This is a genomic window from Pectobacterium aroidearum (assembly GCF_041228105.1).
GTDB lineage: Bacteria > Pseudomonadota > Gammaproteobacteria > Enterobacterales > Enterobacteriaceae > Pectobacterium > Pectobacterium aroidearum.
The window spans coordinates 4568307-4581607 of the sequence record NZ_CP166097.1 but is presented as its reverse complement, the minus strand read 5'-3'; the positions used below and the strand labels follow the sequence as shown (position 1 = coordinate 4581607).

At 58.2% G+C, this 13301-nt stretch carries 5 protein-coding genes; all 5 read left to right on the top strand.

Annotated elements, in window-relative coordinates; translation table 11 throughout:
• The first annotated feature begins 5 nt into the window (after positions 1 to 5).
• Genes AB8809_RS20625 through AB8809_RS20605 form a run of 5 tightly spaced genes read left to right on the top strand, consistent with a single transcriptional unit; the run spans position 6 to position 13248 of the window.
• Entirely contained in the window at positions 6 to 881 is an 876-nt protein-coding gene (locus AB8809_RS20625) for an isochorismatase family protein (protein ID WP_349856481.1), read from the top strand.
• The gene (locus tag AB8809_RS20620; RefSeq protein ID WP_349856480.1) at positions 878 to 4021 is read left to right on the top strand and encodes an amino acid adenylation domain-containing protein; all 3144 of its coding nucleotides are present in this window, start codon (positions 878 to 880) and stop codon (positions 4019 to 4021) included. Before AB8809_RS20625 ends, AB8809_RS20620 begins: the two co-directional genes overlap by 4 nt.
• A gap of 5 nt (positions 4022 to 4026) precedes the next feature.
• Complete coding sequence (gene dhbA / locus AB8809_RS20615) at positions 4027 to 4797, top strand: 2,3-dihydro-2,3-dihydroxybenzoate dehydrogenase (protein ID WP_349856479.1); 771 nt, start codon at positions 4027 to 4029, stop codon at positions 4795 to 4797.
• Between the two features lie 22 nt (positions 4798 to 4819).
• Positions 4820 to 11137, top strand: coding sequence for an amino acid adenylation domain-containing protein (locus AB8809_RS20610; RefSeq protein WP_349856478.1), 6318 nt, complete (start codon positions 4820 to 4822; stop codon positions 11135 to 11137).
• Positions 11134 to 13248, top strand: coding sequence for an amino acid adenylation domain-containing protein (locus AB8809_RS20605; RefSeq protein ID WP_349856477.1), 2115 nt, complete (start codon positions 11134 to 11136; stop codon positions 13246 to 13248). The genes AB8809_RS20610 and AB8809_RS20605 overlap by 4 nt, the downstream gene beginning before the upstream one ends.
• Positions 13249 to 13301: the final 53 nt, after the last annotated feature.

Genomic DNA, 13301 nt, shown 5'->3' with positions numbered 1-13301 from the left:
TTGTGATGGCAATCCCTTCTATTGCTTCTTATCCCCTGCCGCGCGCACAGGATTTCCCGGACAACAAAGTTTCCTGGGCGTTTGAGCCTGAGCGTGCGGTGCTGCTGATTCACGACATGCAGGACTATTTCGTGAATTTCTATGGTGCAGACAGCCCGCTGGCGCAGCAGTTGATTGAGAACATTGCGGCGTTGCGAACCTACTGCAAAGCACAGGGGATTCCGGTGGTGTATACCGCGCAGCCGAATGCACAAAGCGCGGCCGACCGGGCGCTGCTGAACGACATGTGGGGAGCAGGGTTGAATAATCACCCTGACAAGCAGCGTGTCGTGAGTGCGCTGGCGCCGGATGAGCACGACACCGTGCTGGTGAAGTGGCGCTACAGCGCATTCCACCGTTCGCCGCTGGAACCGATGATGAAAGAAATGGTTAAAGATCAGCTGATTATCTGCGGTGTTTACGGGCATATCGGCTGCATGATTACCGCGACGGATGCTTTCATGCGCGACATCAAGCCGTTCATGGTCGGCGATGCGGTGGCGGATTTCTCACTTCAGGAACACCAGATGGCGCTGAAATATGTGGCGACGCGCGCCGGACGAGTGGTTAGCACGGCAGAACTCACAGGAGCAAAAATGGCACAGACACTGACGAAGCAAGGACTGAGAGCACACCTGCTGACCTTGATCGACGAAGAAGAAGATCAGTTCGATGAAGATGAAAACCTGATCGACTACGGTCTGGACTCGGTGCGCATGATGGCGCTGCTGACCGAATGGCGCAATCAGGGCATCACGCTAAGTTTTGTCGATCTGGCGCGTAACCCCAGTCTGAATGCGTGGTGGGCACTGATCGAAAAACAGCAGGGAGCTGCATCATGAAGCCATTGAGCGTTGCGCAGCGTGGGCTGTGGTTAGGCCATGCCCTGAACGATGATAAGGCGACGTTCAACACGGCGGAGTGCATCGCGTTTGATGGCAAAGTCGACATTGAAGCCATGCTGAGCGCGATCCGTCAGGCTGTCATGGAGTGTGAATGCCTGTACTGCCAGTTTGTTGAGGTGGCGGCTGAACAGGCCGACCAGCCAGAGATTGGCTTTGTGGCTTCACAACTGCCGGTACCGATCGGCGTGCTGCCGATTGTAGAGCTGTTGCCCGCACCGAGAACGGATGAAGCGCAGACGATACGCCAGTGGGCGCGTGAGGAAATCTCCCAGCCGCTGGATTTGCTGAACGGATTACCCTGCCGCTTTGCACTGCTATGTGGTGAAAAACGTGATTTTCTCTATAGTTGCGTGCATCACATTGCGCTGGACGGCTTTGGCACCACCATGCTGTTTCAGCGTATCGCCCAGATTTACACCGCGCTGACGGCGGGGCAGCCCGTGCCGATGGCCGAGTTTGGTCCATTTAGCGATGTGTTGGAAGAGGAACAGCAGCGTGATGCCAGCGGGCAGACGGCGCAGGCACGGGATTTCTGGTTGGAGACGCTGAATGCGATGCCGGAACCCGCCAGCTTCAGCGAGAAGAAAGCACCTATCGCGGCGCGTTTTTTGCGTCAAAGCTGTGATATGCCTGAAGATCTCTGGCAACCGCTAACGGCGCTGTGTGAAGGCAATAAAATCAGCTGGCCGGATCTATTTTTGGCGATGCTGGCGACGCACCTCAAACTGGTGTCCGGCAGTGACCGACTGACGTTCGGCATGATGGTGATGAACCGTATCGGTTCCGCCTCGCTGACGGTGCCGAGCATGCAGATGAATATTGTGCCGCTCTGTATTCAGGTGGATGAGCAGGCGGATTTTGTGGCGCTGGCGCAGCAGGTTGCTCGCACCAAGCGCACGCTGCGTCGGCATCAGCATTATCGCTATGAGCACTTACGTCGCGATCTGAACCGTGTGGGCGGCGAACAGCGGCTTTTCGGTCCGCTGATCAATATCATGCCGTTTGATCATCCGCTCAGCTACGGATCGCTGTCGTCCAGCACGCTGAATCTCAGCGCCGGACCGGTAGAAGATCTGACCATTGAGATCCATTTCAAACCAGACGGCACACCGGTGCTGGACTTTGATGCCAACCCGGCCTGTTACAGTGCGGAAGCACTGGCCAATCTGCAAGAAACCCTGTTTACACTGCTTCAGCGCTGGCTGGCGCAGCCGCGACAAACCAGCGGTGAGCTTCTGGGGCGCTGGCTGCGTGAAGAACGTGAGCTTGCCTTGATCACCAGCCGCGAGCCTGAACCGTTCGTTGAATCGGTTCTGACGGCAATCGCCAAGCAGGCGCGTAAAAACCCGAATCATACAGCACTGACACAGCGCGATCGGCAGTACAGCTACCAGCAGTTGTTGGATCTGAGCGATCAGGCCGCCGCTGCGCTTCACGAACGTGGTGTGCAGCCCGGTGAGCGCATCGGCATTATGCTGAACCGCAGCCCTGAAACCATCATTTGCCTGCTGGCTGTGATGCAGTGTGGCGCGGTGTATGTACCGCTCGATCCTGAACAGCCGCATGAACGTCAGCAGCACATTATCCAGATTGCCGGGCTGCGTACGATTGTGACGCAGGCGGATTACCAGCATCGGCTGGCGTCGGTCTTTTCCGGCGAGATCGTTCTGGCAGGGCATCTTCTGTCATCCAACGCGCAGCATGCCGCCCTGCCACCTGCGGAAGCGAGAGATAGTCAGATTGCCTATGTCATGTTCACCTCGGGATCGACCGGATTGCCGAAGGGTGTGGAGATCGGCGTCAGCGCGCTGGATCACTTCATCGCGGCGGCACGCCAGCGCTATGGCCTACGTGCGGCGGATCGCGTGCTGCAATTTGCCCCGTTTAACTTTGATGCCAGCATCGAAGAGATCTTTGCCACGCTGATCAGCGGTGCGACGCTGGTACTGCGCACCGATGAGATGCTGGAATCGATACCGACCTTTGTCGAACAGGTCGAAGAACTGGCAATTACGTTGCTCGATCTGCCGACTGCATTCTGGAATGAATGGGTGGTCGGGCTGAAAACTGGCGCACTGACCATGCCTTCCGCACTGCGCGCCATCATCATCGGGGGTGAAGCGGTGTATCCCGAACAGCTGGTGCAGTGGCAACGCCATGCACCGAATACGCTGCGCTTAATCAACACCTATGGCCCAACGGAAACCACGGTGGTGGCGACCAGTTGCGATCTGCAAACGCAGTCTGCCGATGTGGCACAGCTTCCTATCGGTCTGCCATTGGCAGGCGTCAACGCGCTGATTTTGGCGGCGGGCGACCGCCCTGCGGCAGAAGGGGAACTGGTACTGTTGGGGCCAACGCTAGCGGCGGGTTATATCGGCACGGAGCACACGGCATTTACGCAGTTGGCGGTGGGCGACCGTGAGCTTCCGGCTTACCGCACGGGCGACAGAGTACGACTGGAAAAAGGACAACTGCTGTATCTCGGGCGCATGGATAACGAGTTTAAAATCAGCGGCTACCGGATTCAGCCAGGGGAAGTCGAAGCCCATCTGCTGGCACAGCCGGATGTTGATGAAGCCTGTGTTCAGGGCATTGTTTACCCCAACGGCGTGCGGCGTCTGGTGGCGTTTGTTGCCACGAAAGCCGGTGAGATCGATGCGCGTGCGCTGAAACAGCGCCTGGGCAGCGTATTGCCGCCGGCGATGATCCCTACCGATTATCGCGCCTTCCGCCAGTTGCCGAAAACCGGCTCCAACAAGGTCGATCGCAAACGTCTGTTGGCGGAATACCACGACGAAGCACCTGCGCAGGCGTTGGCCAGCGAAACCGAAAACCGGGTTAGCGCAATTTGGCAGCAGATCCTCGGCGTCTCGGGGATCCAATCGCGAGATAACTTCTTCGAGCTGGGCGGACAGTCATTGCAGACCATCCAGATCGTTAACCGTCTGGCCGCAGAATTTTCCGTCAGCATCAAGGTGTCTGATGTGTTCGATCATCCCCAACTCAGCGACTTCTGCCGCTATCTGGACGACAGGCTGTCACAGGATGAAAACAGCGTGGAAATGGTGTGGTAGGGAAAATGATGAACAAGGCACAACCTCCTCAGTTTGATTTCAGCGGCCAGACCGTCTGGGTAACCGGTGCGGCGAGCGGCATTGGCGAAAGCATTGCCCGCCAGTTTGTCGGGTTGGGTGCGAACGTGATCGGATTTGATCGCGCATTCCGACATCAGGATCGCCCGTTTACCTGTGTGACGCTGGATATCAGCGAGCCGGACAGCGTGGCGGCGGTCTGTCGCCAGCTGCTGGCAGAAACGGGACTCGACGTGCTGGTCAATGCCGCCGGGATTTTGCGTCTGGGCGACATCGACGCGCTGAGCGTGGACGACTGGCACCAGTGCATCAACGTCAACGCCTCGGGCGCGTTTTATCTGCTGAACGCACTGGTTCCACATTTCAAGCAGCAGCGCCGCGGCGCGATTGTTTGCGTCGGCTCCAATGCCGCGCATGTTCCCCGTATGCAGATGGCGGCGTACTGCGCCTCGAAAGCGGCGCTCACCAGCCTGTCTCACTGTGCCGGTTTGGAGCTGGCACCTTACGGCGTGCGCTGCAATTTGGTGTCGCCGGGATCGACGGATACGCCGATGCAGCGCGGCATGTGGCACAGCGCCGATGCCGAGCAGCGCACTATCGCGGGCTTTCCTGACCAGTACAAACTGGGTATTCCACTGGGCAAGATTGCTCAGCCGGAAGAGATCGCCAATACCGTGGTTTTTCTGGCTTCCGATCTGGCCAGCCATATCACCATGCAGGACGTGGTGGTGGATGGCGGGGCAACGCTGACGGCCTGATTTGCTGAGAGAGTGACAAGTCATGAAAGATATCGTAACGCTGTTAAAGCAGTTAGAGCGGCAGGGTGTCCGTCTGGCGTTAAATGCGCAGGGACAGTTGATTTCGCAGTCCAGCAAAGATGCGATCACGGCAGACATTGGGCGCACGATTAAGGAAAACAAAGATGCCATCGTGCGCTGCCTGACGGCGCAGCAGGCGTTTGAACGCCCCATTACGCCGCAGAATGCGACGTCTGGCCCGCTGTCGTCATCGCAAAGCGGGCTGTGGTTTATCGAACAGTACGAAGAACAATCACACCTCTATAACATGCCGGTCTACTTTCGCCTGACCGGCACGCTGGATGTGGCTGCGTTGGAGTTTGCCTTTGACGCGCTGGCGCAGCGCCACGCCAGCCTGCGCACCCGTTTTGTGGTCAATGAACAGGGTAAGGGCGAACAGCGTATCGATGCCTATCAACCGTTTGTAATACAGCATGATGATTTCTCATCGTTGCCGGAAGCTGAACGGGAAGCGCGCTTGCAGCAGAAGGTGAAAGCGGAAATCAGCCGTCCGTTCGATCTCACGGCGGGCGATCTCACCCGCGTGCGGTTGGTGAAAATGAGCGAACGGGTGCACATTCTGATGATCACCCAGCACCATATTATTTCCGATGGCTGGTCGGTGAAGAATATGTTTGCGGACTTCAAACCAGCCTTTTTGGCCTGTCAAAACCGCCAGCCTTACCCCGTCGAGCCTACTCAGCTTAACTATATCGACTACGCACACTGGTTCAATTCAGACTCATTTCTGGATTACCACAACGAGTTCAAACCGTTCTGGGTTGAGCGGCTGACGGGGATTCCTGAAGTACACAGCTTGCCGTTGGATAAACCGCGCCCCGCACACCAGAACAGCGGCGGCGAGGTCATTTTCTCCGCGATCAACAACGAACTGTGGGATAAATTCAAGCGTCTGTGCCAGCGCTACAATACGTCTAACTTTATCGGCCTGCATGCCGTGTTTTCCCTGATGCTGGCGCGCATCAGCGGCGAGAAAGACATTGTCATTGGTTCACCGCTGGCCTACCGCGAACGGCCGGATATCGAAGATGTCGTCGGCTTCTTCGTTAACACCATCGTGTTGCGTACCCAGTTACAGGATAGCCAGCGTTTTGTTGATTATCTGCAATACTGTCGCGAACAGGATCTATCGGCCTTCGATCATCAACTCTATCGTTTTGAAGCGCTGAGCGAGGCGATCGGTTCCGATCGCACCACGGCGATCAACCCGATCTTCCAGGTGATGCTGGTGTATCAGGCTAAAGTGGATTTCAACGATCTGATCCCTGGCTGTGATGCAGAGGAAGAGACCTCGCCCGTGCTGCCAGCTAAAACGGATATTTCAGTCAAGGTGACGGAGCTGATGGGTGAGGTGCGGCTGGACTGGCTCTTTGCCACCGCGCTGTTTGAGCGCCAGACGATCCAGTATTACGCCGACCGCTTTATCCGGCTGATCGAAGCCGTGGTTGAGGCGCCGGAAACCGATGTCTGGCATCTGCCGCTAATGGAAACGGATCGCTTTGCTGCCGTGCTGGCGGAAAGTCAGCAACTGCCGCGTAGCTACCCGCAGCCGCTGTTAACCGTAACCGACGTGATTGAAGCCGTGGCACAACGCGATCCTCAGCAGTTGGCGATTGCTTTTGACGGTGAACAGCGCACCGATACGCTGACGTATGGCGAACTGAACAGGCAGGCCAATCAGTTGGCACACTGGCTGCACTGTCAGGGACTGGGCGAACAGTCGCTGGTTGGCGTGCTGGCGAAACGCGATCGCTATTTTGTTATTGCCTTGCTGGCCGTCTGGAAAGCGGGCGCCGCCTATGTGCCGCTGGATCCTGACTATCCGCCAGAGCGGCTGCGCCACATCATTACCGATGCCAATCTTGCTGTTATTCTCGGTGGCGATGGGGAACAGTTGGCACAGTGGTCAGCCGAACAACGTATCGATCTGGCCGATCCGGCCGTTGTTGCACAATGGCACGATCTACCGGGTGATGAGCCTCCTGCTATTCCACGCCATGCACAGCAACTGGCACAGGTGATCTACACCTCGGGATCGACCGGTCTGCCGAAGGGCGTGATGATCGAACACGGCTCGCTGATCAACCTGTTGGGCGATCATCGCGATCGCATCGATTTCACGCCGCAAAGCACCATGTTCAACTGCATGTCGCTCTCCTTTGATGCCGGTAATATGACGACGCTGCTGCCGCTAAGCTGTGGTGGCACACTGGCGTTTGGCGAACCCAACGATCGGGCGATTGTGCAGGCCGAACAGGCGGGCGCGACGCACCTGATCCTGCCGACGGCGCTGATGTCGATTCTCGATCCCAAACAGGTTAACGGCATTCAGGCTATTGGCATGGGCGGTGAAGCCTGCCCGAACGCCGTGGTGGAAAATTGGGCCGATAAGGTCGCGCTGTATAACATGTACGGGCCGACGGAGTGTACCGTCACTGCGTTGAGTACGCGCCTGCGTAAAGGTCAGCCTGTCACCATCGGTAAACCTATTGCTCATATTCAGGCGCTGATTCTGGACGCTGCCGGACAGCTGTGCCCGGCGGGCGTGCCGGGCGAACTGTGCCTTGCTGGGCTTGGACTGGCGCGCGGCTACCTCAACCAGCCGCAGATGACTGCCAGCCGCTTTGAACACATCACGCTGAATGACGTGAACCATACCGGACAGGGCGCGGCGACGCTGCGTATTTATCGCACGGGTGACAAGGCCAGATTGCTGAACAACGGTGACTATGAATACTGTGGCCGTATTGATGAGCAGATCAAGCTGCGTGGCTATCGCATCGAACCGGGTGAAATCGAGGCGCAGTTGGCGGCGGTCTGCCCGTCTCTGAAGCAGGTTAAAGTTATCGTGGCGCAGGTGGGAAGCCGTCCGGCGCTGGTCGCTTATGCCACGGTGAAAGCGGGCGGCGGCACACCGGAACCTGCCGCTGTGCTGATTGATGTGGCGAAGCATCTGCCGGAATACATGGTGCCGTTCCGACTGATTCTGCTGGAAGACATGCCGCTGACACCGAACGGCAAGCTCAATACAAAACAGCTGCCGCCGGTGCTGGAAGCGAGCGACGGCGATGGCGAAGCTGACAACCCGCTGGAAGCAGACGTGCTGACGATTTGGCGCAGCGTGCTGAATACACCGCTGGGCGTTGAGGATGACTTTTTCCGCTTAGGCGGCGATTCGATCCTCAGTATTCAACTGACGACGCGCCTGCGCAGCGCAGGCTATGCCTGCACGGTGAAGGATGTTTTCGAAGCGAAAAGCGTGCGGCGTCTGTGCCGCGTGTTGGCGCAGAACAACCGTGACACCGGCATTGTGGCAGAGCAGGGGACGCTGGAAGGCGAATTCGCGCTGCTGCCGATTCAGCGCTGGTTTATGGAACAACCCTTGGCACGCCCTGAACACTGGAACCAGGCGGCGATGATCCAATTGCCGGAAGTGGATGCTGGCCGCCTTACCACGATGTTACAGGCGCTGATGGCGCAACATGACGCGTTGCGTCTGGCCTGTAATGCCGAAGGGCAACGCTATCTGACGGATGTACCTTGCCCAGCGGTGTCGACGCTGGATTATCGTCAGCTTGGTGATGACGGCCTGCAGCAGGCGTTTACCGCGTTGCAGAGTGAATTCGATCCCGCGCAGGGAAGAACGATGGCCTGCGCGCTGGTGCGTCATCATCCGCAGGCGGACACGGCGGTGTTCCTCGCTTTCCACCATTTGGTGATAGATGCCGTTTCCTGGCGCATTCTGGTTGACGATCTGGAGCGGCTGTACCTCGGTGAACCGCTGCCGCTGAAAACGTCGAGCTATCGCCAATGGGGCACGGCGCTGCACCACTACGCGACGCAGCATGCGGAACAGCTGACGTACTGGCAGGCGCAGGAAGACGGCGTGGATCAGACGGCGCTACTGGCAGCGAAGGATCCACAGGGTCAGGCCAGTGCCGCCATGCTGACGCTGGATGCAGAAACCACGGGCCAACTGGTGAGCGAGGCCAATCGGGCTTTCAATACTGACGTCAGCGATTTGCTGCTGGCGGCGCTGACCCGCACGCTAAACGATCTCGGTTGGGGCGACAAAGCGCGCATCATGCTGGAAGGGCACGGCCGTGAAGCGATTGATCCGACGCTGGATGTCAGCCGCACGGTGGGATGGTTTACCAGTACCTATCCGGTGTGTCTGCAAGATCGATCCGACTGGGCTTCTCTGATTCAATCCAGCAAGGAACAGTTGCGTCAGGTGCCGGATAAAGGCGTTGGGTTTAACCCGCTGCGTTACCATCACCCGCAGGGCAATTCGCTGACGCTCTCGCCGATTGTGTTTAACTATCTTGGGCTGTCGGTTCATACCGCTGGTACATGGCGTCCGGTGGACGTCGCGCCGGGAGTCTGTGTCGCGCCGGAGAATAAACCGGCAGAGATTATCAGTCTCCACGGCGGTATTGCGGGCGGACAACTGACGCTGCGTCAGGTCGGTTGCTTAAACCAGCGTGACAGTGAACGTCTGATGGTACGGCTGACTGAGAATCTGCGTGCGCTGACGGCAGCCTGTCTGGCTCAGCTACATCACGGCACTGTCTTTACCCCCAGCGACTTCCCGGCGGTGACGCTCAGCCAGACGCAGCTCGATAGCCTGTCGCAGCGTTATGACATCGACACGCTGTTGCCGCTGTCATCGCTCCAGCAGTCGATGCTGTATCACCGCCTGCGCTGTCCGCAGGACGATGCCTATCATCTGCAAACGCCGGTTCGCTATGCACAGGCGCTGGACGTGGAAGGCTATCGTCAGGCATGGCAGCGTCAGATTCAGCGGTTCCCGGCGCTGCGTGCCGCGCTGGAAAGCGAACAGACCAGCGTACAGGTGATTGTGAAGCAGGCAGACCTGCCTTTCTACTATCGGGATGTCACGCAGGAGGCCGATCCACAGGCGGTCATTGAACGCTATCGCCAGCAGGATTTACGCACCGGATTTGATTTGTCACAGCCGCCGCTGTTGCGCATTGCCTGTTTCCGTTTGGGCGAGCAGGACTATCGCGTGCTTCTAAGCTGCCATCACAGCGTGATTGACGGCTGGAGCGGACCACAGCTGCTGGGCGCGGTGCACCGTGATTATTTGCTGCTAATGCGCGGTGACACACCCACGATTCAGGTCGATAGCGCCTATGTGGATTATGCGCTGCACGCCGTGGCGCAGCAGCCCGCCGTTGAGGCTTTCTGGCAGCAGCGTCAGCCACTGCTAGTGCAGACAAACGATGTGGCCGTGCTGTTTGCGGCGGCAGGCAAACGCGCCGATCTCAGCCAGCATCTGACACAGATTGAACCGCAGGTTACCAGCGTGAGCCTGAACGAACAGGATCAGGCGACGTTAACCGCCTTTGCCCGCGAAGTGGGTGTCACTCACAGCATTATCGCGCAATATGCCTGGCACCGGCTGCTTGCGCGGTCGACTGGCGATGCGGTCAGTATTGTCGGGAACGTGCTGTCGGGCAGGGAAAGCCCGGTGGACGATGTAGCGAGCAGCGTGGGTCTGTACATCAACAGTCTGCCGCTGGCGCTAAGCTGGCAGCAGCCGATGTCGCTGCAACAGCATTTGGTGCAGTTGCAGAATGAGCTGATGGCGATGAATCAGCATGCTACGCAGTCGCTGATTGCCCTGACGGCCGGACGCCCGCGTCTGTTCAACAGCCTGTTTATTTATGAAAACTATCCCGGTGCGAAAGCAGAACCGGGCCAACGCGCTGACGATCCGCATCGGTTATCTCCAGAGTTTTCAGCCGCCTATGAAAAAGTTGAGATGCCGCTGAATCTGGTGGTGCGTGAGCAGGCGGGTTGCATGCTGCTGCGCTTCGAGTTTGATGCCGATGTGTTGGACAGTACGCAGGCGCGTCGGGTGCTGATGCGCTGGCATGACGAGGTGGTCGCGCTGATCAATAGCGCACCGCAGCAGCCAGCCGAGATTATCGGGCATGAGAAAGCAACAGGCTCAGTAGTTGCGCAGAAAACGGTGGCAGATAGCGGTATTAGCCAGCCGGATACGCCGTCAGCCCAGTCGCTGTTGCGCGTGTGGGCGCAGACGCTACATCTCGCTGAATCCGGTCTCTGGTCACAGACGCTGTGTGAATGCGGTATTGATTCGCTCCAGCGTATTACGTTGGCGCAGGCACTGAGCCGTGCGTTAGCGCAGCCGGTGAGTGTGGCGCTTTTACAGCGCTATCCATCCCCGCAGGCGCTGAACGGGTATCTGGCACAGTCGAGAGTGACCGCCAATGAGGAAACGCTGTCATGACAGGGAGCAATGAAGCCGTGGTGAACCCACTGGCAGAGATTCAGCAACCCACCGCCTTTGGACAGCGGGTGGGAGCCGCATACGGTGAACAGCGCCACAGCAGTGAGCTGCCCCGAGAGTATCCCACGCCGCTGGTGAGCGCGGCGTGGAGCTGGCTACTATACAAATACAGCGGTGAAGAGCAGGTGTGTGCCGCGTTCGTCGCGTCCGATCTCCCTGACCACGTAAGACCGCTGATCGCACATTTTCACCAGCGCGATCGTCTGGTCAGCGACTGGATCGCGGCGGTGGGATCGGCGTGCGATCCGCGGCCTGTATCAGAAGTTTCGGCGGCAGCCCCCCAGCATGCGCTGTTTAGCAGCCTGCTGATCGTTGGGGATATGGCATCGTTATCGGTGGTAGTACAAAAAGCGGCGCAAACCGTGGCGCTGATCGTACAGGTGCAGAGCGATCGGTTAATTCTGACGGCGCCTGACGGACAGTTCGATAATCGGCAATTACAGAGTATTTCCCGCCATCTCACGCAGTTGCTCGATGGACTGCTGGCACAGCGCTGGGAGCGGCTGACACAGATTCGCCTCAGTCCGCTGGTGGTACCGCTACCGCATAGGGTGACGACGCCCGCCCTGCACGATGAACTGCTGGCGCGTCTTGCTCAGGATGCGCGTCAGGATCGCGTAGCAATTCGCTTTCAGGAGCGTGAAATCAGCTATCGGGAACTGCTACAGCGTGTGGCGCTGATTCAGCAGATGTTGGCTGCGCAAGGCATTACTGCCGGTCAGCGGGTAGGGCTGCACCTGAGCCGTCAGCCTGACTCCGTGGCGGCACTGCTGGCCTGCGTGTTTTCTCAGGTGGCGTTTGTGCCGCTGGAGCCGGACTTTCCGGGGGAACGTCTACAGGCGATTCAGCAGGAAGCGATGCTAGCGGTGGTCTTGCAGGACAGCTATACCGGCGGTTCGCTGGCGTTTGACTGCCCGATCCTGAACCTCAGCGATTTACCGTATTCAGCCAGTGATTCCACCGCGAGCGTACAGTTGGCACAGGCTGGTGGACCGGAAACGGCGGCCTATATGATGTTTACCTCCGGTTCGACGGGGAAACCAAAAGGTGTCGTGATTGGTCAGCGAGCGCTGCAAACCTTTATTCATGCCAGCGTGGAACGGTTGGTTTTAACGGATAAAGCCGACTGGCTGCTCATTACCACACTGGCGTTTGATATCTCCATGCTGGAGGTGTTTGGGCCGCTGTGGGCTGGCGGCGTGCTGCACCTGACCACGCATGAGGAATACAAAGATCCACAGGCGGTCGCGGCGTATTTGCAGGCTCGGCCGGAAATCAACGTATTGCAGGCTACGCCCGCGTTTTGGCGCATGATGTTCAAGGCGGGCTGGCAGGGTAAACCCGATCTGGTGGCGCTGTGCGGCGGTGAGGCGCTGGATCTGCGATTGGCGCAGCGTCTGGTCAGCCGCTGCAGGACGCTGTGGAATTGCTATGGGCCAACCGAGGCGACGATTTGGTCGCAGATGGCGCAGATCGATGGTGCAACTCTGGAGAACCAGCACACGGTCGCGCTGGGGAACACGCTGGCGGGCTATCAGCATCTGGTGATCGATGACGATCGTCATCCGCTGGCGGAAGGGATGGTCGGCGAACTGTGCATTCTCGGTGAGGCGCTGAGCAGCGGATACTGGCAGCGTGACGATCTGACGCAGGATCGTTTTATTCAGCAGGTGGAATCCGGACAGCGGATGTATCGTACTGGTGATAAAGTCCGGCTGCTGGCGGACGATCGCTATCAGTATCTTGGCCGCTTTGACGATCAGGTGAAGTTACGGGGATTTCGCATCGAGTTAGGGGAGATCGAAGCGCAGATGAAACGGATCGAACAGGTGCAGGATGCGGCCGTCAAACTTCAGGGAGAAGGGGATGAGGCGGTGCTGGTCGGCTACGTGGAATATAAACCCGGCTCAGAGATGACCAAACTGGCGCTGCGCAAACAGTTGCATCAGTTCTTACCGGCTTACATGGTGCCGGGGCGCATTGTGGTGCTCGACAAGCTGCCCAAAACTGGCAGCGGCAAAGTCGATCGTAAACGTCTGACGGATGTCTGACAGTGATAAAGGGCAGCGATGCTGCCCTTTATCTATCGTGTAAAAATGACATT